Genomic DNA, 26,991 nt, shown 5'->3' on the forward strand with positions numbered 1-26,991 from the left:
TCTTAGCCCTCCAAAATAAATACAAATGAATAAATTAGTATGGCTGTTCCTTTTATCGGGCGCGGCGGCTACCGCACAGCAAAACCTTACCATACAGGAAGCCACTTACGGCGCATACCAGCAGTTTGCCCCAAAAGGCCTTATAAGCCAGAGCTGGCGCCCTGATACGCACAGCATTACCTACCTTAACGAAACCTACACCAAGCTTGCCGTACGCAGCGAAGCCGATAAGTGGGCAGAAACTACGCTGGTAGATAAAGAGGACCTGCTCACCGCACTGGCCGCAAAAGTGCCCGGTGAGAAGTTTAAACTCGATATGTTTCCGTATGCCTACAAATGGAAAGATAAAAACACGCTACAGTTTACTGCCGAAGGAGAGAGTATGGCCTATGCCGTTCTTTATGATGTAGAAAGTAAAACCGTAACATCGGCATTTGGGTATATTCCTGAAGCGGGGAATTTTATTTCGCCAAATGGTAAGTTACTGGCGTGGCTGAACCAGAATAACATCATGATAATTTCTGATGAAAAAACGGTTTACCCTGTTACTAATGATAGTAACAAAAGCATTGTAAACGGCAGCGACTATGTGCACCGCCAGGAATTTGGTATTAACCGTGGCATGTGGTGGAGCCCAAACAGCGATAAGCTGCTGTACTACCGCAAGGACGAAAGCATGGTGGCTAATTTTCCGCTGGTGCAGTGGGACGCGCGGATAGCTGATGTAAGGGAGATTAAATATCCTATGGCAGGTATGAAAAGCGAGGAAGTTACCCTTGTGGTATACGACCTGGCTACCGAAAAAAATATTACCCTTAAAACCGAAGGCGATAAAGAGCAGTTCCTTACCTGCGTTACCTGGTCGCCCGATGGCAAGCAGATATACGTGGGCGTACTGAACCGTGAGCAAAACCACCTGAAGCTGAACAAATATGACGCTGCTACGGGTAACTTTATTGCAACCTTGTTTGAGGAACAGTCCCGCACTTATGTGGAACCACTGCACGACCTTACATTCGTACCCGGCCATCCGGACCAGTTTTTATACCGTACCGAGAAAGACGGTTACGAGCAACTGTACCTGTACAACACTAAGGGCAAACTAATTAAAAAACTGGGCTATAAAGATGTAGTAATTACCGAGCTGTTGAATTTTGATGCTGCGGCTAAAAGCGTATTTTATACTGGCGCCACAAACAACGGGCTGGACAGGCATTTGTATAAAGTCGACCTGAAGTCCGGTGCTACAAAGCAGTTGACCAAACTATCAGGTACGCATAACGCCATTGTAAGCAGCGACGGTGCGTTGGCGGAAGACAGCTTTAATAACCCTGTTACACCTAATGATGTTGACATACTCAATTTAAATACAGGCCTTTCGTCTAATTTAATTAAAGCGGAAGATCCATACGCCGGGCAAACCGTTTTGCCAAAAATGGAGCTGGTTACCATAACCGCCGCCGATGGCAAAACCCCGCTGAACGGGCGTATTATTTACCCGGCCAACTTTGATGCTACTAAAAAGTACCCGGTAATGCTGTATGTATACGGCGGGCCGCACGCGCAACTGGTTACCAACGAGTGGCTGGGCGGAGCAGGGCTTTTTGATTATTATATGGCACAGCGCGGCTATGTGGTGTTTACACTGGATAACCGTGGCAGCGATGCCCGCGGGCGCGATTTTGAGCATGTGGTGCACCGCAACCTGGGCGTTAACGAAATGGCCGACCAGATGAAGGGCGTCGACTTTTTGAAATCGAAAGCCTTTGTAGATAAAGACAGGATAGGGGTATACGGGTGGAGTTTTGGCGGCTTTATGGCTACCTCATTAATGACTGACCATGCCGATACCTTTAAAGTAGGCGTGGCAGGCGGCCCGGTTATCGACTGGAAATACTATGAAGTGATGTATGGCGAGCGCTATATGGATATGCCGCAGGAAAACCCTGATGGCTACAACAAAACCAACCTGGTAAACAAAGCACCAAAATTAAAGGGGCACCTGCTTGTAATTCACGGGGCGCAGGATAACGTGGTGGTGCAGCAGCACAGCATGGAGTTTATTCAGGCGTGTATCCAGGCGAATAAACAGGTCGATTACTTTTTGTACCCAACGCATGAGCACAACGTGCGCGGCAGGGACCGTTTTCACCTGAACCAGAAAATCGCCGATTATTTTGATACGTATTTAAAGGAATAGTATTTTATTTTTTGCCACGAATTTCTGCTAATTTCACTAATTCTATATATTCCTGAATTCGTGAAATTGGTGTAATTTGTGGCTTCTTTTTAGCAATGCATCTATCCTAAATCTCTGCTAATTTCACTAATTCGGAAAAAGATTGAAACAGAATACAAATTCGTTAAATTGATATAATTCGTGGCTTATATTTTTAGTCAATTTACAACCTTTTCTTTACCCCCAATTAAATGTTATTACCTAAATTTGCCTTACAAAATTTCAAACGCATAAAACTAGTATCAATATGAGTTCATTTGACGTTGTCGTTATAGGTTCGGGCCCCGGCGGTTATGTAGCTGCCATCCGCGCTTCACAATTAGGCTTTTCTACTGCTATTATCGAAAAATATCCCACCCTGGGCGGCACCTGCCTTAACGTAGGCTGCATCCCCAGCAAGGCGCTGCTTGATTCGTCGCACCACTACCACGATGCGCACGCAAGCTTTAAAGAGCACGGTATTGATATTGAAGGCGAAATAAAGCTGAACTTTGAGCAGATGATAGCCCGCAAACAGGGCGTTGTAGACCAGAACGTTAGCGGCATCAAATACCTGATGGACAAAAACAAGATTACCGTTCTTGAAGGCGTTGGTTCATTTGAAGATGCCACCCACGTTAAAGTGACTAAAAACGACGGCTCATCTGAAGTTATCGAGGCTAAGAACACCATTATTGCTACGGGGTCTAAGCCATCGTCGCTGCCATTCATAAAAATTGACAAAGAAAAAATAATCACCTCTACCGAAGCCCTTAAGCTGAAAGAAGTGCCCAAACACCTTATCGTTATAGGCGGCGGCGTTATCGGCCTTGAGCTGGGCCAGGTGTACCTGCGCCTTGGTGCACAGGTTAGCGTGGTAGAGTACCTTGACCGTATCATTCCCGGTATGGATGCCGGCCTTAGTAAAGAGCTTACCAAAGTACTTAAAAAACAGGGCATGAAGTTCTATACGTCGCACAAAGTAAAATCGGTAGAGCGTGCGGGCGAAGGCGTGCAGGTTCAGGCTGAGAATGCTAAAGGCGAAACTATTACCCTTGACGGCGATTATGCGCTGGTATCAGTTGGGCGCCGTCCGTTTACGGATGGCCTTGCTGCCGATAAAGCCGGTGTAAAAATCACTGAGCGCGGGCAGATTGAAGTTAACGACCACTTACAGACAAGCGTACCAAACATTTATGCCATAGGTGACGTAATTAAAGGCGCGATGCTTGCCCACAAAGCCGAAGAAGAAGGCGTATTTGTAGCGGAAGTTATTGCCGGACAGAAACCGCACATCAACTATAACCTGATACCGGGCGTGGTGTATACCTGGCCTGAAGTTGCTGCTGTAGGTAAAACCGAAGAACAGCTTAAGGAAGCCGGCGTTGCCTATAAAACAGGAAGCTTCCCGTTCAAGGCGCTTGGCCGTAGCCGTGCGAGTATGGATACTGATGGTTTTGTAAAAATACTTGCCGATGCCACAACTGATGAGGTTCTTGGCATCCACATGATAGGAGCCCGTACTGCCGACCTTATCGCTGAAGCAGTTGTTGCGATGGAGTTTAAGGCAAGCGCCGAAGATATAGCAAGGTCGTCTCACGCGCACCCTACCTATGCCGAAGCTGTTAAGGAAGCTGCACTTGCCGCTACCGAAAACAGGGCCATACATATATAATTCCTACTTTACCATATAAAGCAAAACCCACTTCATTACGGAGTGGGTTTTGTTATTTTATAAGGTTTGAAACGGTTTTACTTCCCCTTCAACTTGTTTCTGGCTTTCTACTGCGCATTATACGTTGCTATCGCATCTTTTAAAATAGCTACAGAACGTATGAGGTCTTCTTTTTTAAGTACGTAGGCAATGCGTATTTCATCAAGCCCCACACCCGGTGTAGAGTAAAAACCAGCTGCCGGTGCCACCATTACTGTTTCGCCATTATTGTCATAGCTTTCCAATAGCCATTGTGCGAACGCGTCGGCGCTTTTCACGGGAAGTTTTGCTATGCAGTAAAATGCGCCTTTAGGTACGGCAACTTTTACACCTTCAATTTTATCCAGTTCGCTTACTAAGGTATCGCGGCGCTCACGGTATTCGGCAATTACCTCGTCAAAATAGCTTTGCGGGGTATCAAGCGCGGCCTCGCTGGCTATCTGCTCAAACGTGGGCGGGCTCAGGCGCGCCTGGGCAAACTTCATTGCCGTGGCCATCAATTGTTTGTTTTTAGAGACAATGCAGCCTATGCGCGCGCCACACATGCTGTAACGCTTAGATACCGAGTCAATCATTATAGCGTGTTCCTCAATGCCCGGTACATTCATTACCGAATAGTGCTTATCGCCGTCATAGGTAAACTCGCGGTAAACCTCGTCAGCAATAAGGAAAAGGTCGTGTTTCTTAACCAGTTCGGCAAGTTGGTTTATTTCCTCTTGTGTATACAGGTAGCCGGTAGGGTTGCCGGGGTTGCATATCAGTATCGCCTTTGTTTTTTTTGTAATCAGTTTTTCAAAATCAGCAATAGGGGGAAGGGCAAAGCCTTCATCAATGGTAGAAATTACCGGTACCACCGTTACTCCCGATGCTACCGAAAAGCCATTATAGTTGGCATAAAACGGCTCGGGGATTATTATTTCGTCGCCATAGTCTAATGTGCTGCCAAGTGCGAAGAGCAGTGCTTCGCTGCCGCCTGTGGTTATAATAATGTCGGCTGCGTTTACATTAACGCCGTGCTGCCGGTAAGATGCTGCCAGTTTAGTACGGTAACTTTCAAAACCGGCGGAGTGGCTGTATTCTAATATGCTGATATTGTTGTTTTTAATAGCTTCGAGCGCTACTTCCGGTGTTTTGATATCCGGCTGGCCAATGTTAAGGTGGTATACTTTATGGCCTTTCTTTTTTGCTGCTTCAGAGTAAGGTACGAGCTTTCTTATAGGAGATTCAGGCATTTTCGTGCCTTTTTCAGATACATTTGGCATTTTGCGATGTTGTTTGTTAGATGAGGCAAATTTGCAACATTTTTTAGAAATTTTTAGCCACTAATTACACAAATTTCATTAATCGAAATTCGTGTCAATTGGTGGAATTGCTTCGCCTGTTCGCCACGCTCGGGTCGCGGCTGATAAACAAAAAAGGCTGCCATTGCGGCAGCCTCATATAGTTTAGCGAAGTAAATCGTTAGATTATTTACCCTGCTGGTTTTTCATTTCTTTTTCGATCATGTCATAAAACTGGTCGATTTTAGGTAGTACAAGTATCCTTGTCCTCCTGTTTGTAGCACGGCCCTCAGGTGTTGAGTTGCTCTGCAGGGGCACAAACTCGCTACGACCGGCGGCAACAAGGCGCTTAGGGTCTACACCAAAATCGTTTTGTAATATCCTTACGATAGACGTAGCACGTTTAACTGAAAGGTCCCAGTTATCCTGAAGCACAGGGTTTTTAATAGGCACATTGTCCGTGTGGCCTTCAACCATGCATTCAAAATCAGGTTTGTCCTGAACTATTTTGGCTACTTTTCCTAAAATTTCTTTTGCTCTGTCAGTTACGTTATAGCTGCCGCTTTTAAATAGCAGCTTATCAGCAATAGATATATAAACTACACCCTTCTCAACACTCACGTCGATATCCGGGTCGTTTACACCCACCGCGCGCTTAATGCTGGTAACCAGTGCAAGTGTAACGCTGTCTTTACGGGTAATAGCATCCTGTAAACGTGTTATTTTCAGGTCTTTTTCCCTAAGGCTCTCCAGCGATTTTTCAAGGTTTTCTGCACCCTTAGAGGTAAGGGTCGTCATGTTTGCTGTAGTATTTATCAGGTCTGAATTACTTTTTTTAAGGTAATCTACCTGTCCGGTAAGCTGGTCTTTTTCCGCAAGGCACGTATTAAGCTTTACCGTTGCTGTATTAAGCAAATCCTGGATTTCTTTATTTTTGGCTTCCAGCGCAGCAATCTTCTTTTTTGTACCGCAAGACCCAAGCGTCAGCGCTACTAATGAAAGCATTAGGACGGTTCTTTTCATAATTACAGGTTTAAAATTTTAACAAAATTACTATTAATCTCTAAATTACTAACGGATATATGTATAAACTATTGTTAAATTACGAATCAAACTTCTTGCCATTATTAAGAAAATATGTAACAACAATGCTGTTTTTTTTGTAGTAATTTTTGGACTTAATTGATTTTCTTTTGTTTAAGAAATAAAATAATCTTAAATAAAAGAAAAAATGGGCTTGTAGTAGCGCCCACAAATGTGCAGGCTTCCCCTGTAGTAAAAATCGTACCACCGCAATGCCGTCAAAACACATTCGTATAAAGAGCACCGGAAATAATTTTCCTGCCGGAAGGTTCTTGGCCATCATCCACAGCGAGTTGCGGAAGTTGAGGAATGTCTTTTTTGGCGAGCCCGCATTGAGTGTAGCCCCGCCTACGTGGTATATAACCGATTTGTAGCAAAAACGCGCCTTGTAGTTTGCATTCCATGCGCGCCAGCACAGGTCGATTTCTTCCTGGTGTGCAAAAAAATCTTCGTCAAAGCCGCCGAGTTCCCGATATACATCTTTCCGGATAAAAAAGCACGCCCCTGATGCCCAGAATATTTCAGCAGTATCATCATACTGGCCATTATCCTGCTCAATGGTTTCAAACACGCGCCCCCTGCAAAACGGATAGCCGTATTTATCAATAAAACCTCCGGCGGCACCGGCATATTCAAACATTTTTTTGTCCTTGTAATCCAGTATTTTAGGCTGAATGATAGCCGTTTCGTTATCGGCTTCAAAAAGGTCAAGCACGGGGTTGAGCCAGCCTTCGGTTACTTCTACGTCGCTGTTTACCAGCGCATAAATATCCTCTTCTATTTCAAGAAGTGCGTCGTTATAGCCTTTAGCGTAACCAAAATTGCCTTTGTTCTGTATTATTTTAACCTGTGGATAGTACTCTTTTACAAAAGCAACCGAATCATCGGTACTGGCGTTATCGGCTACATATATAACAGCGCCTTCAGAATGTTTTATTACCGATGGAAGGAATTGTTCCAGCAGCGCCCTCCCGTTCCAGTTGAGTATTACTACAGCTATGCTATCCATTTAATTTTGTGGTATATACGGTGGTACATCTTCTAAAAAGATGTATTTTTCTGCCTCGTGGTCCATCCTGCAAAAGTAGTGGTTTAATCCGTTTGTTACCATGAGGTGGGTGGCATTTAGTGTCATGTTGTAACGGGCTATCTGGTCAAATGTTATTTGCGATATGGGTACCGCGGGAGCTTTGCATTCCACAATAAGGTAAATGCTGCCGTTGGGGTTAAAAACCACCACATCGTAGCGCTTGTTCATGCCATTTATCTTTACAATCTTCTCTACATTTACATGCGATTTAGGGAACTTTTTGTCGTTCAGCAAAAAGCGCACTACATGCTGGCGCACCCATTCTTCGGGCGTAAGCACAATAAACTTTTTACGAATCTCATCAAAAATGGCGACCTTATTTTCACTATTTTTGAATCGGAATGTATACTCCGGAAAGTTGAGCTTTTGCATGGTGCAAAGGTAGTATTTTCGGTAAATAATCAGCAACAACAATACTGTGGACGAAGTTACTAAAATTGTAAACGATATAAAGGCAGGCAACATAAAGCCCATTTATTTTTTAATGGGCGAGGAGCCCTATTATATAGATAAACTTACCGAATATATTGAAAATAATATACTTACTGAAGAGGAAAAAGGCTTTAACCAAATGGTACTGTACGGCAAGGATGTTACCGTGGAAGATGTGGTAGGCAACGCCAAACGCTACCCCATGATGGCCGACCGCCAGGTGGTTATTGTTAAGGAAGCACAGGAACTGAGCCGGAATATAGACAAATTTGAAAATTATGCCGAAAACCCCCAACCCAGTACCGTGCTTGTTATTGCCTATAAATATAAAACGCTGGATAAGCGTAAAAAAGTGACCAAGCTGTTTGCCAAGAGCGGGGTGGTTTTTGAAAGTAAAAAACTGTATGAAAACCAGGTGGGCGACTGGATAAAACGTGTGCTTAGCGGTAAAGGCTATGGCATAGAGCCAAAAGCCGCGGCCATGCTGGTTGAATTTCTGGGTACCGACCTTGGGAAAATAAATAACGAACTCGATAAGCTGGCCATTATTTTACCAAAGGGCAGCATGATAACCCCGCACCATATTGAAGAGAATATAGGTATTAGCAAAGATTACAACGTGTTTGAGCTGCGCAAGGCCATTGGCGAAAAAGACCAGCTTAAGGCTTATAAGATAGCCGACTATTTTGCCCAGAACCCTAAAGACAACCCGCTGGTAATGACGGTGGGGCTGGTGTTTGGTTTTTTCTCGCAGCTGTTGCAGTACCATGGGCTAAAGGATAAAAGCCCCGGCAACGCTGCCAAGATGCTAAAGGTAAACCCTTATTTTTTAAAAGATTATGATGTGGCACTGCGCAATTACCCAATGCGAAAGGTAAGCGCAATTGTGAGCACGCTTCGCGATGTGGATGTAAAAAGCAAAGGGGTAGGGGCGGCATCGATAAGCAACCACGACCTGCTGAAGGAAATGCTCGTTAAGATTTTTAACTGATATGCAAGATTAGTACACTTTCTATTTACTTTATCTCAGTAACGGTGCCGGTTTTAGTATCTATCTTAAAATCTCCTGCCGGGTCGCCCGTTAGCAATTTACTGAAAATGCAGTAGAATAAGCCGCACTGTATGTCAATTTCATTTTTGCCTGACTGCTCCCTGCCTGATAATTTTATAATTAGCCTGTACTGCTCCATGCGATTTTTACTTATATCTTTCAGTGCCAGGCAATCGGCACTTTGCAGGCGGTAGAGATCGACCATAAAGTCAGACCCTGTCCACGCTTTAAAGTCTTCGGCTTTTAGCCTGTATTTTTTTAGCGTGCTATCGAGTTCCTTAGCGGCTACAAGCTTTGAAAGCAAATCATAACCCGTAGCTTTAGTAAAGTAATCCGTAAACTCCTTCGGCCATTCCTGCGGTATAAACCGCAAACGTACCAGTTCCTTCAGATGATATTCCGTAAACTCATGGTAGCTTTTGGTTTCAAGTATTTTTTCGTCCCAAATGTCTTTACTGCCTATGCTTTCTAAAAACGTATGCTCTTGCTTATACAATTCAAAAAGCTCGTTAAACCGCGGTAGCTCATCAATGGTTATGGTTTCGACTTCCATATGGGTAGCATCGGTAATAGTGAGCAGCTTATAACCCGGTATGTATGCTGCCAGCGACGGCGTTTGTATGTTAATGAGGTTATTGCCGTTTTTGCCGTGGTATACCCCCGTATCGTTAATGTGCATGTGCCCGGCAAAGTGTATTTTGATTCCCGCATCGGCAAAACTTTGTGCCACGGCATCTACCGGCAGGCGCTCCATCTGCCATTTTCTTTCGCCCAAAAGCTGCGTAATTTCCGCGGAAGCGCCGTCATTATAATCAACCATAGGGTAGTGGCTAAAGGCAATCAATACCTTGCCGCGTTTTTTAGCCTCATCAGCCATGTTTTTTACCCACTTAATCAGATGGACCTTGTTCTGCAGCACATTGTTATAACCAATGGACGCGCCGTGGTATTCTACCCAAGCGCGGGTGCTGCTTTTATTCTTCGTGGGCAGGTATACATTACCATCAATTGCCAGCAGCCAAAGGCCTTTTACCGGCTCGGTTATGTAGGTTGCGTCTGGAATATTATTACCTGAAGTAATTTCATACCTACGGGTCTGGTATGTGGCCTCACTTAAAGCTTTAGTATAGGTGTAATTGCTATAATCATAACTGCTATATGGCGTTGCCCAAAATAGGCTTTTGCTATCGGGGTAAAACCCAAAATCTTTCAGTTGGGCGGTAATGCCCTCATAGCCCATAGTCGAGATATCATTGGTAATGATTGTTGGCAGTTCGGTTTTTACATCTTCGGTATGCATGCTAACATTACTGTATACCGGCTGTTTCTTTCCGCCCGCACCCAGGAAATCGTTTTTACCGGCGGGGGTATCAAACGGGCCTACAGGGTCGTGGTTGCCGGTAGTGATAAAAAAACGCATGCCATATTTATCGGAATATTGATGGAGTATTTCAACCAGGCCGCGAATGTGTATAGGCTGGCCGTCGTCGCTGTAGTCGCCGGGCAGGGCAACGAGTTTTACGCCCCGTTTTGCAATATCGTCCAGCGCCGCGAGGAAGGCAAAATAGTTTTCGTTGAAAATACGTGTACTGTGCAGCTGGCTGTCCATCGTGCGCATCAGTAGGGGTCTATTGTTTTGCGGATTTATAAGTTTTGGATAAACGGTATCTTTAAAAGTGCCATACAAATCCTGTAAATGCACATCCGCTAAAAAGGCTACCTGTACAGGCCTGTTTTTTTGGCAGTAGGCAGTTGCCGACATATAAAAAGCGAGTAGGGCCAGGAGTAATTTTTTCATAAATGCAAAAGCTGCAATTTTATACAAATTAGTTCACTAAAGTAAACAAACGGTGTAATATAAATGTTAAGTATTATTTACATGAAAGGTTAATTAAAGCCATGCCGATATTAATTTGACTACATTACAAATGAGTTGAATTATGAATCATTTAAATTAAAAAATTATGTCAAAAGGACAGGATACAAAAAAGACAGGCAAGAAGGAGCCACTTAAAACTGCAAAGGAAAAAAAGGAAGCTAAAAGGGATAAGAAAAACAGCAAAAGCAGTGATTAAGGTATACCAGTCCGCCACAAAAACATATTTGTAGTGGACTGATATATAATTATTTGATCGCCAAAAGTTCTTCCAAATTGGCAAGCCCCATAGAGAACCCCTCTCTAAAGCCTAGAGAAACAATCGTTTCAAGCTCGGCTTCACTGGCATAGGTCAGCACAATCTCTATATCGGTAGTTTCACCGTTTGCTATAAAGTTATTTTCCCAGTGTGTACTGGGCATCTCGCTGTTTGGTACGCCATTCTCGTCGGTAAACGCATCAGTAGCGCTAAAGCGCTTAAGTGGCTCGATGGTTTTATAATCGGCGCGGCAATAGTGCCTTTCGCCTTCAGGCCCCAGCATGTAGTATAGCCAGTGGCCGCCCTCGGTAAAGTCAAACTCTACCGTTACGGCTTTCCAGGGCTTGGGCGCCCACCATTCGTCAAGCAGGCGGCTATCGGTCCAGGCCTGCCAGACTTTCTCTACCGGTGCGTTAAAGCTGCGGGTTACCACAAGTGTATTGGCCGTGGCGCCTTTTACAATTTTTGTTTCGTTGTTGGGTATCATAATTGCTCATTTAAGGTTTGATAATACGTTGTCAAGTTGCGAAAATTTATCTTCCCACATTTTCCGGAATGGCTCCAGGAAGCGGTCTACCTCTTTCATTTTAACGGTATCCAGTATATAATAAATCTCCCTGCCAGATTGTTTTGGCGTTACCAGACCGCATTCCTGCAGAATAGTTACATGCCTGGAAACCGCCTGCCGTGTAGTGTCAAACTTTTCGGCCAGGGCGTTCGGGGTCATTTCCTTTTCATTCAGTAGTATCAGTATGCCCCTGCGGGTAGGGTCGGCTATGGCCTGGAACACATCCCGTCGTACAGTCGCTTTCATAAATCAAATTATATTTACAAATATAATAAATGCAACCAAACGGTTGCATAAAAGCAATGTTAAACTTTACATAATGCGGATACGCACGCGGGGGAATATGGTGTTATAGCCCTATATAAAACAAAACCTGCTGATTAGCAGGTTTTGTTTTATATAGGGCAGGAGTGAATCTTCAATTCAAAATTTAAAATATCTAATTCAAAATAATCGTCATACCTTCTCCTGCAACACCTTAATTTCATCCCTCAATTTTGCAGCCTGCATAAAGTCAAGCTCTTTAGCGGCTTTCTCCATCGATTTGCGTTTCTCGCGGATAATTTTTTCTATATCAATTTTAGACATATAAGCTGTATCCGGTTCCGCTGCAGCTTTGGGCGTATTGTCGTAGTGGTAGGATGTAATCGGGCTCTTAGTCAGTACGTTTCGCTTCACTTCCTTGCTCAACGCCACCGGTACCTTGCCGTGCTCAATATTATAATTGTGCTGTTTTTCGCGGCGGTACAGGGTTTCGTCTATGGTGCGCTGCATACTGTCGGTTACTTTATCGGCATATAAAATGGCCTTTCCATTTACATTACGCGCGGCACGGCCCACCGTTTGCACCAGCGAACGCGTATTCCTTAAAAACCCTTCCTTATCGGCATCCAGTATCGCCACAAGCGACACTTCGGGTAAGTCGAGCCCCTCACGCAGCAGGTTAACGCCTATAAGCACATCAAACAACCCGTTGCGTAAGTCCTGCATAATCTCCACACGTTCCAGCGTATCTACCTCACTGTGAATATAGCGGCACCTGATGGCAACCTTTGTCAGGTATTTGGCAAGTTCCTCGGCCATACGCTTGGTAAGGGTTGTAACGAGTGTACGCTCGTCAAGTTCCACACGCTGCTGTATCTCATCAATAAGGTCGTCTATCTGGTTGATGCTTGGGCGCACTTCTATCACCGGGTCAAGCAACCCCGTTGGGCGAATGACCTGCTCCACATATACACCGCCGCTTTTTTGCAGTTCGTAGTCTGCCGGGGTAGCGCTCACGTATACCACCTGGTTTTGGAGCGCTTCAAACTCTTCAAACTTTAGCGGGCGGTTGTCCATTGCGGCAGGCAGGCGGAAGCCGTACTCTACCAAGTTCTCCTTACGCGAGCGGTCGCCGCCATACATGGCATGCACCTGGCTCACGGTAACGTGGCTTTCGTCAATCACCATGAGGAAGTCCTTAGGGAAATAATCCAGCAGGCAGAACGGGCGTGTTCCCGGCAGCCTGCGGTCAAGATACCTTGAGTAGTTCTCAATACCAGAGCAATACCCGAGCTCGCGAATCATCTCCAGGTCAAAGTTGGTACGTTCCTCAAGTCGCTTGGCCTCAAGGTGTTTTCCAATTTCTTTAAAGTAGTCGACCTGCTTAACCAAATCCTGCTGTATCTCCCATATGGCGCCCTGAAGCACATCGGGACTGGTAACAAACATGTTGGCCGGGTAAATGTTCAGCCGGTCGTATTTTTCTACAACCTGCGATGTAACTTTATCAAAGGCTTCTATCTCTTCAATTTCATCGCCAAAAAAATGTATGCGGAATGGCTCATCGCCGTAGCTTGGGAACACTTCTACCGTATCGCCCTTAATACGAAAGGTGCCGGGCGTAAAGTCGGCCTCAGTACGGGCATACAGGCTCTGCACCAGTTTGTGCAGCAATTTAGTACGGCTTATTACCTGTCCGTTCTCTATGGAAACCACATTCTTCTGGAACTCCACCGGGTTACCAATACCGTACAGGCAGGAAACCGAAGCCACCACAAGTACGTCGCGGCGGCCGGAAAGGAGGGAAGAAGTGGTGCTTAGGCGCATCTTCTCCAGTTCCTCGTTTATCGAAAGGTCTTTTTCTATATAAGTGCCCGACGACGGTATGTAGGCTTCGGGCTGGTAGTAGTCGTAGTAGGACACAAAGTATTCTACCGCGTTATTCGGGAAAAACTGCTTAAACTCTGAATACAGCTGCGCGGCCAGGGTTTTGTTGTGGGCCAGCACCAATGTAGGCTTTTGCACTTCCTGCACCACGTTAGCCATAGTGAAGGTTTTACCCGAGCCGGTTACACCCAGCAGCGTCTGGAACGGCTCACCGGCTTTAATGCCCTGTACCAGCTGTTTTATCGCTTCGGGCTGGTCGCCTGTGGGTTTATAATCTGATACAACCTGAAATTTCATTTGCAATAGCTTTTACTACAAAGATACGGAATAGTTTGCCCCGGTACAATGGTTTAACACCTACTGTTATCCCTCCTGCGTAGGGGATATGCTTCGCCAGTTCGCAAGCTCGTGTTGCTGCAATCGGGGGCTAAAAGGGATTTGTATTTGTTTCAGTCGGGTATAGCTACTCCATCCTCCCCAGCACTTCCCCCAAATCAATCGCATTGTCAAAAAAATCAGCCCATAGGTCGCCTTTGGCTTTTACACGTTTTGGAAGCGTTTTTATGTTGTACTTTTTAAGGTTGAATTTACCGTCCAGTTCATCCCAATCCAACGGGGTGCTGGCGGTAGCGCCTTCACGCGGGCGGAGGGAGTAAGCGCAGGCCATCGTCTTACCCTTGCCGTTCTGTAAAAAGTCGAGGTACACTTTGCCAATGCGTTTTTTAGGCATACGCTCCAGGCTGGTAATATCGGGCAGGGCGTCGTGCACATGCTGGCTTATGATATGGCTAAAATCACGGCTTTGCTCGTAGGTATATTTCGGCTTTATAGGGATAAACACATGCAGCCCCTTACCTCCTGAAGTTTTTAAATAACCTTTAATACCGAGTCCATCAAGCACTTCTTTTACTTTTTTGGCGGTTGTAACTAACTCCTTACTGCCAACCTTATTCGGGTCGAGGTCAAAAATTATATAGTCAGGGTTATCGAGGCTGCCCACACGGCTGCTCCACGGGTTGATTTCGATACAGCCCAGGTTTGCCATATAGATAAGCGTATCTTTATCGTTGCAAATCAGGAACTCAATATCCTCTTTTGTAGATTCCGAATGTATTTTCTCCGTCAAAGCCCAGTCCGGCACCATACCCGCCACATTCTTTTGGAAAAAGCCTTCTTTAACAATACCATCGGGCGTGCGGCGCATGCTTTGCGGGCGGTCTTTAATGTAGGGCAAAATATATTCCGCCATGGTATCATAATACTTTATAACGTCACCTTTTGTAAGGCCCTGTTCCGGCCAAAACACTTTTTCAGGATGCGTAACAGGTACTTTATCAGTATCCCAGCCTTTTTTTGTTTTAGGGGAAACTTTTTTAGGTGCAGGTTTCATATCGCCAGTTTTTTCCTCTGTTGATTTTTTTGGCTCAGCCTTTTTTTTAGCAACGCGCTTTTCTTCTTCCATTGTTTTGTCTTTTGAAGTTTGAACAATTGGAATTTCCCGCACTACATCCTTCGCCTCCTTGTCATTACGCAGCGCTATAAAAACCGGATGGCGCAGGCTATTTGTTTCCGTCCATTCACTGTATTTAATCTGGGCTACAAGTTCGGGAGTTATCCAGTGGGCTTTGCGTTCTTCCCTTGGTACCTCTTCAAACGGTGATGTTTTACGCTCCAGTTTTTGCAGTTTTTCGTGCAGTTCTTTCAGGGAATCTTCGTTAAACCCTGTGCCTACCTTGCCGCTGTACTTCAGCTTGCCGTCTTCATAATAGCCCAGCAGCAGCGAACCAAATCCTGAACGTGAGCCTTTTGGGTCGGTAAACCCCCCAATAACCATTTCCTGTTCTTTGGTAACTTTTATTTTAAGCCAGTCTTTACTGCGTTTGTTTACATGGTAGCGGCTGTCAGCTTTTTTGGCAATAAGCCCTTCGCCCCCCTCCTTTTTTACTTTAGCCAATGCCTTTTCGCCGTTGCCAATGATGTGTCCTGAATAAATAATCTGGTCACTTTCAGGCAGCAGCGCCTTAAGTATTTTTTTGCGTTGCAGCAGGGTTAGGGGAGTGAGATCAAACCCATTAAAATAGAGTATGTCAAACACGTATATTTTTAGTTTGCCACGGTCAGGATTATCGGCGAAATACTGCAACCATTGAAAATGGCTGATGCCTTTTTCATCTTCCACCACAATTTCGCCGTCAAGGATTACATCATCTTTAATAATATCAAAAGCGTCTACCAGAGGTGCATATTTTTTATTGAACGACAGTCCGTTACGTGATACTAACTCCACCTTTTGTTTATGTATCATAACCAATGCGCGGTAACCGTCATATTTGGTTTCGTACACCCAATCGTTGCTTTCAAAAACATTATCGCCCAGTGTGGCAAGCTGTGGTTTCCATTCGTTTGGGAACGCTTTACGTTTTTTGGCATCCGCCACGTCATCTGCGGTGAAACCAACATTAGTATCGTTTTGGGTGTCCGCGCTTGTTTCAATATCACTCAGTATATCATCATGCTTTTCACGCTTGGGCGCTTCATGGTCGCTTTCCCAAACGTCCGATTTTTTATCCTCAGTTATTTCATCAAGTGTACGTTTGGTCAGCACAGATGTCTGGTCAAATTCCTTTTTATCGGCAAACTCATCTTTAGCCTTCATCAGCAGCCATTCTTTTTCCTTTCCGTGCATCTGCACCAGGTGGTAAGAACCTTTTAATTTCTCCCCGGATAATACTACTTTAATATTGCCTTCGCCGTGCATTTTACGCAGCAGCTTTTCGCTTTCGGCGACGTCATCACTGCCTTCTGCCAGGTAGGTGCCGGTATCCCAAACCATTACCGTGCCGCCGCCATACTCACCTTTGGGTATTGTACCCTCAAAGCCAATATAATCCATAGGGTGGTCCTCCACGTGCATCGCCAGCCGCTTAACCGATGGGTCGGCACTGGGGCCCTTTGGTACTGCCCAACTTACAAGCACGCCGTCAATCTCCAGCCGGAAGTCATAATGCAAATGGGATGCCGCATGCTTTTGCACTACAAAGTGCAAAGCCTTGCCGCCCTTTTTTACTTTACCCTTAGGCTCTTTCGTTTTATTAAAGTCGCGTTTCTTGTTGTAGTCGGCTAATTTCATGGCGCTTAATTTTTAATTGCGGCAAGGCTGGCCTTAAGCTGGTCCAGCAGGTCGTCTTTGGCAGCGGCGGTTTTCCGTTTCCGCGGTGCGGGAGCCGGTTTTTCACCGTCTTTTGTTTTGGCTTTTGCCTTTATCATTTTTATAAGGTCGTCTTTATACGTGTCCTTATATTTTTCGGGGTCAAAGGTATCCGTAAGCTGGTCAATAATGCTCATGGCCATATCCAGTTCCTTTTTAGAAATAGTAATATCCTTAGGGATAAGCCCGGCCTCATCAGGGTCGCGCAGTTCGTCGTTAAAGCGTATCTGTATCAGCAGTATCGCGTCTTCCTCAACCTTAAGGATACCCAGGTGCTGGGTGGTGCGCATTACAAATTTGCACAGGCCTACTTTCCCTGATTTTTTAAGCGCATCCCTAAGCAGGGCATATACTTTTTTGGCTGACTTTTCAGGCTCTATAATATAGGGTTTTTCAAGAAATTTAGAGGGAATTTCTTCTTCTTTTATAAATTCAAAAATATCTATGGTCTGCGTTTTTTCCGGTGCAATTTTCTCAAAATCACTTTTATCGATAATGATATAATCGCCATTTTCTTTGCGGTAGCCCTTGGCAATATCTTCCCACGGCACTTCTTTACCGTCTTTTTTGCATACGCGCACATACTGTATCTGGCACTTGTCTTTTTGGCGCACCATATCCAGCTCTATGCGGTGGCTTTGGGTGCCGCTGTATAATTTTATGGGGATGTTTACCAGCCCGAAGCTTATGCTCCCTTTCCAGATGGCTTTCATAATTAAGGTTTGTTTACGTTAGGGCAATCGCCAAAAAAGCGGCCCCATACAGAACCGCTCTTTAAAATTACTAATACTACTGCCTGCGTGCTAAGGTTTTAATACTACTTTCACACAGTTATCTTCTTTATTATTAAAAATGTCATACATTTTTGCCGCGTCGGTAAGCGGTACCTTGTGTGTAATAATATCATCAAGTACCACTTTTCCGGTAGCCACCAGCTCGATAAGGTGGTCTATATAGTTATGCACGGGAGCCTGCCCGCCTTTTATTTGTATGCCTTTGTCAAACCACTGGTGCAGTGGGAAGTTGTCATAAGGAGAGCCATATACCCCCAGTACCGTAACCACACCGCCACGGCGCACGGCATCAAGGCAGCGCTCCAGCACACGCATCGTTCCTATTTCGCCCTGAATTTTGTTCAGCGCTTTAGTCCATATACTGCGGTCTGCTTCCATGCCTACGGCATCTACACAAACGTCGGCTCCATAGCCTCCGGTCATACTGCGTATTTTTTCTACAGCATCGCCATCATCATAATTAATGGTTTCTACGTTGGCGGCCCTTTTTGCCATGGCAAGCCTGTAATCCTGTATATCTACGCATATTACCCTGCCGGCACCCTTAAGCCATGCCGACTTTGCTGCCATGATACCCACGGGCCCTGCGCCCCATATCACCACAGTTTCACCGCCCTTAAGCCCGGCCCAGTCGATACCGCTCCAGCCGGTAGGGAAAATATCGGTAAGGAAAAGCGCCTGCTCGTCGGTAAGGATATCCGGCACTTTACGCGGGCCATAATCGGCATAAGGTACCCGAACGTACTCTGCCTGTCCGCCGCTGTATCCTCCATAGAGGTCGGTATAGCCAAAAAGTGCGCCACCCTTGCCCTTAAGCATTTCGCCTTCAGGCCCATAATTTTCGGGGTTAGAGTTTTCGCAGTGTGTAGGCAGGCTCATGCTGCAAAAATGGCACTGCCCGCACGAGATAGGGAAAGGCACCACCACGCGGTCGCCCACTTTAAGGTTGGTAATACCGCTGCCCACCTCTTCAACAATCCCCATAAATTCATGGCCCAAAACCAGGGGTTTAGGCTGCGGGAAAAGGCCGTTATAAATGTGCAGGTCGCTTCCGCAAATAGCGGTAGACGTTACCTTTAAAATTACATCCCTGTTGTCTTCAATTGTGGGGTCGTCAACAGTGTCTACCCTAACGTCTTTAGGTTTGTGAAATACAAGTGCTTTCATATAAATTGTTTTGTGGTTTAATAATTACTCTCCCGTTTCATTGTGTGACGCATCAACAGGTTTAGATTGTGGCGAGCCTTTTTGCCTGAGGTAAATAGAAAGTACAATCATAGCAAAAATGGAAAGAAACTCGCTTTGCCAGTTCTGGAACGACTCAAACCAAAACCTGGAATCAGTTATGTACTGCCCGGCGGTTTGCATCGGTTCACCCTTAAGGGCGTTCCCGGTATTGGCATCATCAAGGCTGCCATAAAAATGCAGCACAAATGAAATAAGGAATAATAAAAAGAAGGCAATGGTAAGCGATTGCTTGTACAGCCAAAGGATGGCCCCACCTTGTTTCACAGGCCAGGGCGCGTCTTTTTTATTTGGGTCGGGTTCGCGGTCTACTTCATCAGTCCCGTCAAATTTTTTAGATTCTGAAGAGCCTTTCTGCATCAGTGAAATCGTCATCAGCACAAACATGCCCATTTGAAGGAATTCGCTTTCCCAGTTTTCAAATGTTGATTCTACAAAATGACCTGACGTAAGATAGCTCTTAAGATCAACGGAAACTGCATTATTTTCGGCTAGCTCACGATTATATTCTTCCTTCCCAAAGTATATTTGCGCTACTAATGAAAACAGGAATATTACAAAGAAGGATAGAGAAAGTGCGTTATTTTTAATAAAACTTTTCATACTTTTTTGTGGTTATAGACAAAAAACGGGGCTTCAATAAAAGCCCCGTCTTTCAACAATGCTGCCGATTACTTTACTCAACTTCACTATCATCTGCCTCGGCAGCGTCAAAGTTAATGGTGTTGTAGGCGGCCTCTGTTAGTGATAAGTCTGCTGCTTTTTCTTCTTCAAGGGTAACGTGCAGTATATTAGCTACATCATCCATGCCCAGTGTTTTTGCAAAGGCAACCAGTGTGCCGTAAGTGGCAATTTCATAGTGCTCAACTTTTTGGCTCGCGGCTATAATTCCTGCATCGCGCACGGCGCCCACTTCGGTGCTTTCCATAATGTCCTGTCCTTCTTTAATCAGGCCATCCATAGCTTCACATTTTTTGGCTACCGCTTTTTTACCTATAATTTCAAATACCTGCTCCAGCCTTGCTATTTGCTCTTCTGTTTCAGAAAGGTGGCTGGTAAGGCCGTCGATAAGGTTTTGGTTAGTGGCATTTTTAGCCATTTTAGGCAATGCTTTGGTAAGCGCCTTCTCTGCCCAGTAAATATCTTTCAGGCTGTCTTCAAACAATTCTGCCAGTCCTTCTGCGGCTGTAGATTTTGCTTTAACTTTGCCTCTTGAGGTGCCCGGTGTAGATTTTGTAGCAGTTGCAGCTTTTGAAGCTGTAGTTTTTGTTGCCGTAGTTTTAGCAGCGGCTGGTTTTGCAGGTGATTTTGTTGCTGTTTTCATATAATGTTTTTTTTGATAAGGTATGTTTCTTTATCAGTGTTAATCAAAATTAGCAATATCGCCTACGTGCCGTTCCTAACGAAATCTTAAATATAAACCCTGTAACAATAGTTTAACTACCAGTGTAATACATTACCTATAATAACCCTTATTAATTAAGATAACTTATGAAAAAAGCCTTTGAGCCGGTTGCGGATTACAAAAGTACTGTGCTTATACTGGGTACAATGCCGGGTGAAAAATCGTTGCAACTACAGGAATATTATGGTAACAGGGGCAACCAGTTCTGGCGTATTATGTTTGCGGTATTTAATGAACCGCTAAACCCGGTATATCCTGAAAAGCTTCGCCTGCTTAAAAAAAACAACATTGCACTGTGGGATGTGCTGCAATACTGCGAGCGTGAAGGCAGCCTGGACAGTAATATTAAGAATGAAATACCTAATGATTTTGACGCGTTTTACAGGCAGCATCCAAATATTACAACGGTGTTTTTTTCAAGCAAGAATGCCGCCGCTTATTATGATAAATATGTAGGGCGCAAACCCGGTATAACCTATATAGCGTTGCCTTCGCCAAGCGGCGCTAACGCCAGTATGCCCTATAATAAAAAGCTTGAAATCTGGAAAGAGCATATTTTAGGAATAAAAATCTTATAACAATTTATGTAATGTGTTGTAAGAAAATGCGTGCTATCATTTGGCAATAAATATTATATTTGGCAACCAGAGTTAAACAACAATCCACATGAAAAAAACAATACTACTACTTGTTTGTGTGTTCTATACCCTTTCGGTGTTATCACAGGGCAATAATTTTGCCGTTTTAAACGGTAAATTAATTTGGGAGAGCGTTATAATCAGCCAGGAAACTAATATCCCGGCAGTAGTGGCAACGCACACAAAACTTGCCATAACCGGTACTGAAGGAAATATATATAAAGGTAAAGCTACCGGCCTTAGCAGCTCATGCGGCGATACATCTAAAATATTGGAGCGTGAATACAATTTTAATTTTGAAATTGAATTATCTGAAAGCAAATACCGTATAACCGTTACCGATATTGTTTTTACAGGAAAGGGCGGGGGAAGGGCAGAAGCCTTTTATATTGATAAATATGGCAGCGAACGCTTGCCTGCAACCGCAGGGGCTGACCTTGCATGCCTTGATGCATATTTTACTAAGCTGTTTACCATGACCAGAGTTTATAAAACAAAATCTTGATATTTATTAACCAGTAAATTAACATTGCATTACATTTTTTTTCATATCTTTAGCATGGTAGAAAAATGTAACTTTACTATTGCCCTTAACTATTTTTTTGATGAAAAATAAAGCATAACAAAAAGGAAACTGAAAATTCCTTTTTTACGTAGGTAATTACACCATAAAAAAACGCAAAGGAATATGAAACTTTTTAGCCTTATTCTATCAGTCTTAGCCCTGGTTGTAACAATAGTTACATTAACCGCAGATTTTCCTGACCTTAACACTTTAGATAACATTATATACCTGGGTCTTATGGTATTGCTTTTAGCGATAAGTACAGTAGGTATATTGCTAAACCTTCCCGAAGTTTCGAGGGTGCACCACCGGTACAGGATATCCTGAAAAGTAAACATAAAAAGCCCGGATAAAATAACTATCCGGGCTTTTTATGTTTTACCTTAAAGGCTATATATCATCAAAATTAATGTCGGTAAAGTTTTCGGCTACTTCTGCCGTTTCAGGCCTTTCACCAAAAAGTTTCCTGAAATCTTTCTGGTGCCTTTCAGATATTACTTCTTCCCCTTTGTGGGTGAGTACAAAATCGGTCATTTCGTCCAGAATTTCCTTAAAAGAAATAAAGTCTTCCTTGTATAGGTAAATTTTGTGCTTTTTAAAGTGGAATGACCCGTCATCCTCGGTAAACTTTTTACTTTCGGTAATAGTTATGTAGTAATCGTCGGCCTTTGTAGCCCTTACATCAAAGAAGTATGTCCTTCTCCCAGCCCTTAAAACTTTAGAAAAGATTTCTTCCTTTTCAAGCATGTCATGTTCCCTCATAATCCTATGTACTTTTAATGGTTTATGTAGCAATCAAAAATCCAAAAAAAATCTTAATAAAACAACAATTTACAGCATTTCTTTTTCAGCAAGCTGTAACATATATAATTCTTTATAGTATCCGTTGTGCGCTATCAACTGATTATGAGTGCCTGATTCGGTTATTTTACCGTCTTCCAGCACTAAAATAGTGTCGGCGTTTTTAGCCGATGACACCCTGTGGCTCACAATAATAGTAGTTTTATCCCTGCAAAAATCGCGCAGGTTGTTTAGTATCGTTTCCTCGGTTTCGGTATCTACTGCGCTAAGGCAGTCGTCCAGCAGCAGTATAGGTGCGTTTTTTATCATGGCCCGCGCTATAGATACCCGTTGTTTTTGCCCTCCGGATAGGGTTATGCCCCTCTCTCCCAGTATGGTTTCATACTGGTGGGTAAAGCCCTCTATATTATGGTGCACAGCCGCCTTTTTAGATACGGTTACAACCTCATCATCAGTAGCGTCTTCTTTGCCAAAGCGGATGTTGTTTTTTATGCTGTCGCTAAACAAAAATGCGTCCTGGGGTACAAAGCCTATACTGTTTCGCAGGTCATACAGGTTTACATCTTTTACATTTTCGCCATCAATTTTTATCGTTCCGGATGTTGCATCATACAGCCGGCTTATAAGGCTTAGCAGGGTGCTTTTACCCGAACCCGTACGCCCCAGTATAGCCAGGGTTTGGCCCTTGTTTAAGCTAAATGATACATTTTTTAAAGCCTCGATATTAGTATCCTCATAAGTAAAGCTTACATTTTCAAAAGCTATATTGCCCAGTACGGCGGTGTGTCCGGCAGCGCTGTTCTGTATATCCGGCTCGGTTTTTAAAAACTCATTAATACGTTTTTGCGATGCTTCGGCTTCCTGCACCATACCCGATATCCACCCCAGCGAGGCCACCGGCCAGGTAAGCATGTTTATGTAGAGTATAAACTCGGCTATGGTGCCTATATCGGCTATGGTGCCATTTACATACATATTGCCACCCACCAGTATAACCACCAGGTTGCTTATGCCTATTAACAGTACCATAAGCGGGCCAAAGAGGGCATTAACGAATGCCAGGCTCATGTTCATTTTCTTATTTTCGCGCGACAGGGCTGTAAACCCGGCTTCTTTCTGGCCTTCAAGGGCATACGCTTTTGTAACACGTATACCGCTAAACATTTCCTGGCTAAAGGTAGAAAGTCGCGACAGGTTTTGCTGGGTAAGGGTACTGCGGCGGTTTATTTCTTTACTTACCCAAAATATGCTGTAAGCAAGCAGTGGCAATGGCACTACCGTATATAGCGTTAGCTTGGGCGATATTAATATCATTTGCGTAAGTATTACTATAAAGAGTATGAGCATGTTTAAGGCATACATTATTGCAGGGCCTACATACTGCCGTACTTTATTTACGTCTTCGCTTATGCGGTTCATAAGGTCGCCGGTGCGGTTGCGCTTATAAAAGCTTTGCGACAGGTTTTCGTAATGCCTGAAAATATCATTTTTTAGGTCAAACTCTATGTGGCGCGACATTACAATTAAGGTTTGCCTCATAAAAAAGGTAAGGATCCCCTTTAAGAGCGTTGCGCCCAGTATAATCATGATGCTTGTAAACAAAACGTCCTTTACGCCATCCGCGCTCATTTCCCCTTTGGTATACTTTTCAATTGCAGTAACTGAATCGCCAATTTCAGTGGGTGTAAAAAGTGAGAACAATTGTGAGGCAACAGTAATAATTATGCCTAAAAGGAATTGAAATTTATATTTGGCGAAATATTTATTCAGGTATTGTAATTCTTTCATTCTTTCTTAGCGTAAGGTTACTAAACCTTAAACGTGGTGTTAAAATTTATTGGATATTTTATAACGTATTGTAATAATATAGTACTTAAAATTGAATAAACCACAAAAATTACCTATCTAATCAGCTTTTAATAATAAAATGTTTAAATTTGTACCGGGTTTTTGAATTATTATTCAAATTTAAAAAATACATTATGATAGCAGAAGTTGTTACCCCTGATGAACTTTCTAAAATTGCCCCGGTATTTGGGCAGCCATCCTTCAACAATCATGAACAGGTTGTTTTTTGCCACGACAAAGATACTGGTTTAAAAGCAATAATAGGCATACACAACACAGTTTTGGGGCCTGCGCTTGGCGGAACCCGTATGTGGAATTATACTAACGAAGGTGAGGCGCTTAATGACGTATTGAGGCTTTCAAGGGGAATGACCTATAAATCGGCCATATCGGGCTTAAACCTGGGTGGCGGTAAAGCTGTTATAATTGGCAATGCCCAGACAGATAAAACCCCTGAGCTTATTACACGATTTGGCAAGTTTGTTAACTCTCTAAGCGGCAACTATATTACAGCTGAGGACGTGGGCACCACAACCGCAGATATGGACCTTATACGCGATGTTACCCCTTATGTAACCGGGATATCAGAAAGCAGGGGCGGCTCAGGCAACCCAAGCCCGGTAACCGCTTACGGTGTATATATGGGTATGAAGGCGGCTGCAATGCACCGCTTTGGCTCGGCTAACCTGGCCGGCAAAAAAATACTGGTACAGGGTACCGGCCATGTGGGCGAAACCCTTATCAGCTACCTTGTTAAAGAAGGCGCGCTACTACAGATAAGCGATATTAATGAACAGCGCATGGCCGATGTGGCCGCTAAATATGGCGTGGGTATATTTACCGGAGACGACCTTTATAGTGCCGAGGTAGATATTTATTCACCATGTGCCCTGGGTGCTACAATAAACGATACTACTATCAATAAGATAAAAGCTAAGGTAATAGCCGGTGCGGCAAACAACCAGCTGGCTGTAGAAAATGTGCACGGCAGGTTGCTGATGGAAAAGGGTATTGCATATGCACCTGATTTCCTTATAAATGCTGGCGGTATTATAAATGTATATGGCGAAATAGCGGGTTACGGTAAAGAGGAAGGGCTTAAGCGTACCGAAAACATATACAACACCACGCTGGAGATTTTTTATGAAGCCGAAGCTAACGGCATCACTACAAATGAAGCTGCTATGAGGATAGCGCAAAGGCGCATTGATGACAGAAAAAAAGAAATAGCGAAATAATTAGCGCAAAAAAATATTATTCTTAATTTTGCGGGCGAAAGTAAACCACTTTCGCCCTTATAATTTTTTAAAGTTCTTATTTCCGGATGTTAAACAGGAGACATATTCGTGTTAAGGTAATGCAGAGCATTTATGCCATGCACCAAAATAATTCAGACAACATGGATAAGGAAGAAAAATTCCTTTTCCACAGTATAGAAAACATCCGCGACCTCTACCTTATAGTAGTGTCGGCGCTTGTTGAATTAAAGAAGGCTGAAGAGGACTTTATAGAAAAATCGCAGAAAAAACACCTGGCTACCGCCGAAGACCGCAACCCAAACCGCAAGTTTACCGAAAACGCGGTGCTTAAGCTGCTTGATGAAAGCAACGCGCTGAGTATAGGGCTTGCTGACCGCAAAATAAATAACTGGAAGCAGAACGACGACTATATATTACTGCTTCTGGACGCTGTAAAAAGCAGCGACATTTACAGTGCGTATATGCAAACCCGTGAAACTGATTATGAGCGGGACCGTACTTTTATTGCAGACCTGTTTGATGAAGTGATAGCGCCAAACGAAAAGCTGTATGATTACCTGGAAGATTATAGGCTTACCTTTGTAGATGATATTCCACTGGTTAATACCCTTATAAGTAAACAGCTCAGGGCCATTACGGCAGAAGGGCGCGATGCTTTTTTTGTACCTAAGGTATATAAGGATGCCGATGATAAGGACTTTGTGCGCGACCTGTTTCGCAAAACAGTGCTTAATGATGCCGAGCTGGCTAAAGAGTTTATTGATAAAACGCCTAACTGGGATACCGATCGTATAGCAGAGATAGATACTATAATCCTGAAAATGGCAATATGTGAGTTCCTTAAGTTCCCATCTATACCCGTTAAGGTTACCATAAATGAATATCTTGAAATAGCGAAGGAGTATAGTACCCCAAAAAGCAGTATATTTATCAACGGAATATTAGATAACCTTGTAAAGGAATACCAGCTGTCTAACAGGATGGTAAAAGCCGGCAGGGGATTAATGTAAAACAAATTAAGATTTTAAAGTTATGATAAAAAAATCATGGGCCATTATAGCCATGGCATCGTTACTACTGGCATCTTGCAAAGAAAATGCGGCACTAAGCATTGATGATGAAACTGCTAAAAAAGCAGAAATAGCGCACGCTGATGCCGGGAAAATGCCGGTAATAAAGTTTGCCGAGCCTGAATTTGACTTTGGTACCATCAAGCAGGGAGACAAAGTAGAGCACACGTTTAAATTTACTAATGAAGGTACGGCCGACCTTATAATTTCTGATGCTAAGGCAAGCTGTGGCTGTACTGTACCAGACTGGACTAAAGATCCGGTAGCGCCTGGTAAAGATGGTGAAGTACACGTAGTATTTAACTCAGCAGGAAAAAGCGGCGAAGTTTCTAAAACGGTAACGCTAACACTAAACACCGAAAAAGGCAGTGAAACAGTGAGCTTTAAAGCCAATATTAAAACCGACGGTATAGGCGCAGTGCCTGCCTCACACTAA

General features: G+C 43.9%; 24 protein-coding genes. 9 read left to right on the forward strand and 15 right to left on the reverse strand.

The genetic code is table 11. The annotated features are described in order from the left end of the window. Nucleotides 1–25: 25 nt before the first annotated feature. Both ACLI09_RS04830 and lpdA read left to right on the forward strand, forming a co-directional pair. Entirely contained in the window at nt 26–2,200 is a 2,175-nt protein-coding gene (locus ACLI09_RS04830; protein ID WP_411418463.1) for a DPP IV N-terminal domain-containing protein, read from the forward strand. 286 nt (nt 2,201–2,486) lie between these two features. Continuing rightward, entirely contained in the window at nt 2,487–3,893 is a 1,407-nt protein-coding gene (lpdA, locus tag ACLI09_RS04835; protein WP_411418464.1) for a dihydrolipoyl dehydrogenase, read from the forward strand. Nucleotides 3,894–4,000: 107 nt separating this feature from the next. On the opposite strand, the gene ACLI09_RS04840 is transcribed toward lpdA, so the two are convergent. From ACLI09_RS04840 to ACLI09_RS04855, 4 genes are all read right to left on the reverse strand, one after another. Further along, nucleotides 4,001–5,194 (reverse strand): pyridoxal phosphate-dependent aminotransferase, encoded by a 1,194-nt coding sequence (locus ACLI09_RS04840; protein ID WP_411418465.1) that lies wholly within the window; start codon nt 5,192–5,194, stop codon nt 4,001–4,003. Nucleotides 5,195–5,398: 204 nt separating this feature from the next. Beyond that, on the reverse strand, nt 5,399–6,235 hold the full coding sequence (locus ACLI09_RS04845; protein ID WP_411418466.1) for a flagellar motor protein MotB: 837 nt from the start codon (nt 6,233–6,235) through the stop codon (nt 5,399–5,401). A gap of 79 nt (nt 6,236–6,314) precedes the next feature. Continuing rightward, on the reverse strand, nt 6,315–7,304 hold the full coding sequence (locus tag ACLI09_RS04850; RefSeq protein WP_411418467.1) for a glycosyltransferase family 2 protein: 990 nt from the start codon (nt 7,302–7,304) through the stop codon (nt 6,315–6,317). Continuing rightward, nucleotides 7,305–7,757: a type I restriction enzyme HsdR N-terminal domain-containing protein gene (locus tag ACLI09_RS04855; RefSeq protein WP_411418468.1), complete on the reverse strand. Its 453-nt coding sequence runs from the start codon at nt 7,755–7,757 to the stop codon at nt 7,305–7,307. It abuts the gene before it with no gap. Nucleotides 7,758–7,803: 46 nt separating this feature from the next. On the opposite strand from ACLI09_RS04855, the gene holA reads away from it, so the two are divergent. After that, on the forward strand, nt 7,804–8,808 hold the full coding sequence (gene holA / locus ACLI09_RS04860; RefSeq protein WP_411418469.1) for a DNA polymerase III subunit delta: 1,005 nt from the start codon (nt 7,804–7,806) through the stop codon (nt 8,806–8,808). Nucleotides 8,809–8,833: 25 nt separating this feature from the next. Here holA and ACLI09_RS04865 read toward each other — a convergent pair whose 3' ends face one another. From ACLI09_RS04865 to ACLI09_RS04905, 9 genes are all read right to left on the reverse strand, one after another. Beyond that, nucleotides 8,834–10,666 carry a metallophosphoesterase gene (locus ACLI09_RS04865; RefSeq protein WP_411418470.1) on the reverse strand — a complete coding sequence of 611 codons (1,833 nt, stop codon included), beginning with the start codon at nt 10,664–10,666 and terminating at the stop codon, nt 8,834–8,836. Between the two features lie 326 nt (nt 10,667–10,992). Beyond that, the gene (locus tag ACLI09_RS04870; protein ID WP_411418471.1) at nt 10,993–11,490 is read right to left on the reverse strand and encodes an SRPBCC family protein; all 498 of its coding nucleotides are present in this window, start codon (nt 11,488–11,490) and stop codon (nt 10,993–10,995) included. A 6-nt stretch (nt 11,491–11,496) separates the two neighbouring features. After that, a complete protein-coding gene (locus ACLI09_RS04875; RefSeq protein WP_411418472.1) occupies nt 11,497–11,817 on the reverse strand; it encodes an ArsR/SmtB family transcription factor in 321 nt (106 codons plus the stop codon). 210 nt (nt 11,818–12,027) lie between these two features. Then, nucleotides 12,028–14,019, reverse strand: a complete 1,992-nt coding sequence (gene uvrB, locus ACLI09_RS04880) for an excinuclease ABC subunit UvrB (RefSeq protein ID WP_411418473.1) — start codon at nt 14,017–14,019, stop codon at nt 12,028–12,030. 166 nt (nt 14,020–14,185) lie between these two features. Next, nucleotides 14,186–16,852: a DNA ligase D gene (ligD, locus tag ACLI09_RS04885; RefSeq protein ID WP_411418474.1), complete on the reverse strand. Its 2,667-nt coding sequence runs from the start codon at nt 16,850–16,852 to the stop codon at nt 14,186–14,188. 5 nt (nt 16,853–16,857) lie between these two features. Continuing rightward, nucleotides 16,858–17,643, reverse strand: a complete 786-nt coding sequence (locus ACLI09_RS04890) for a Ku protein (protein ID WP_411418475.1) — start codon at nt 17,641–17,643, stop codon at nt 16,858–16,860. 90 nt (nt 17,644–17,733) lie between these two features. Next, nucleotides 17,734–18,891, reverse strand: a complete 1,158-nt coding sequence (locus ACLI09_RS04895; protein ID WP_411418476.1) for a zinc-dependent alcohol dehydrogenase — start codon at nt 18,889–18,891, stop codon at nt 17,734–17,736. A 24-nt stretch (nt 18,892–18,915) separates the two neighbouring features. Beyond that, nucleotides 18,916–19,572 carry a DUF6766 family protein gene (locus tag ACLI09_RS04900; RefSeq protein WP_411418477.1) on the reverse strand — a complete coding sequence of 219 codons (657 nt, stop codon included), beginning with the start codon at nt 19,570–19,572 and terminating at the stop codon, nt 18,916–18,918. Nucleotides 19,573–19,645: 73 nt separating this feature from the next. After that, nucleotides 19,646–20,293 carry a ferritin-like domain-containing protein gene (locus tag ACLI09_RS04905; RefSeq protein ID WP_411418478.1) on the reverse strand — a complete coding sequence of 216 codons (648 nt, stop codon included), beginning with the start codon at nt 20,291–20,293 and terminating at the stop codon, nt 19,646–19,648. Between the two features lie 167 nt (nt 20,294–20,460). Here ACLI09_RS04905 and ACLI09_RS04910 point away from each other — a divergent pair, with 167 nt between their 5' ends. From ACLI09_RS04910 to ACLI09_RS04920, 3 genes are all read left to right on the forward strand, one after another. Continuing rightward, the gene (locus ACLI09_RS04910; RefSeq protein ID WP_411418479.1) at nt 20,461–20,952 is read left to right on the forward strand and encodes a DNA-deoxyinosine glycosylase; all 492 of its coding nucleotides are present in this window, start codon (nt 20,461–20,463) and stop codon (nt 20,950–20,952) included. Between the two features lie 88 nt (nt 20,953–21,040). Further along, entirely contained in the window at nt 21,041–21,517 is a 477-nt protein-coding gene (locus ACLI09_RS04915) for a hypothetical protein (protein WP_411418480.1), read from the forward strand. A 183-nt stretch (nt 21,518–21,700) separates the two neighbouring features. Continuing rightward, nucleotides 21,701–21,904 (forward strand): hypothetical protein, encoded by a 204-nt coding sequence (locus ACLI09_RS04920; RefSeq protein WP_411418481.1) that lies wholly within the window; start codon nt 21,701–21,703, stop codon nt 21,902–21,904. Between the two features lie 63 nt (nt 21,905–21,967). Here ACLI09_RS04920 and ACLI09_RS04925 read toward each other — a convergent pair whose 3' ends face one another. Further along, on the reverse strand, nt 21,968–22,339 hold the full coding sequence (locus ACLI09_RS04925; RefSeq protein WP_411418482.1) for a PUR family DNA/RNA-binding protein: 372 nt from the start codon (nt 22,337–22,339) through the stop codon (nt 21,968–21,970). Nucleotides 22,340–22,408: 69 nt separating this feature from the next. Beyond that, the gene (locus ACLI09_RS04930; RefSeq protein WP_411418483.1) at nt 22,409–24,166 is read right to left on the reverse strand and encodes an ABC transporter ATP-binding protein; all 1,758 of its coding nucleotides are present in this window, start codon (nt 24,164–24,166) and stop codon (nt 22,409–22,411) included. A gap of 194 nt (nt 24,167–24,360) precedes the next feature. Here ACLI09_RS04930 and ACLI09_RS04935 point away from each other — a divergent pair, with 194 nt between their 5' ends. From ACLI09_RS04935 to ACLI09_RS04945, 3 genes are all read left to right on the forward strand, one after another. Next, nucleotides 24,361–25,464, forward strand: a complete 1,104-nt coding sequence (locus tag ACLI09_RS04935) for a Glu/Leu/Phe/Val dehydrogenase dimerization domain-containing protein (RefSeq protein WP_411418484.1) — start codon at nt 24,361–24,363, stop codon at nt 25,462–25,464. Between the two features lie 119 nt (nt 25,465–25,583). Further along, nucleotides 25,584–26,495 carry a transcription antitermination factor NusB gene (gene nusB, locus ACLI09_RS04940; RefSeq protein ID WP_411418485.1) on the forward strand — a complete coding sequence of 304 codons (912 nt, stop codon included), beginning with the start codon at nt 25,584–25,586 and terminating at the stop codon, nt 26,493–26,495. Between the two features lie 22 nt (nt 26,496–26,517). Beyond that, on the forward strand, nt 26,518–26,991 hold the full coding sequence (locus ACLI09_RS04945; RefSeq protein ID WP_411418486.1) for a DUF1573 domain-containing protein: 474 nt from the start codon (nt 26,518–26,520) through the stop codon (nt 26,989–26,991).

This window comes from Flavobacterium sp. RHBU_24 (genome assembly GCF_046613695.1).
GTDB lineage: Bacteria > Bacteroidota > Bacteroidia > Flavobacteriales > Flavobacteriaceae > Flavobacterium.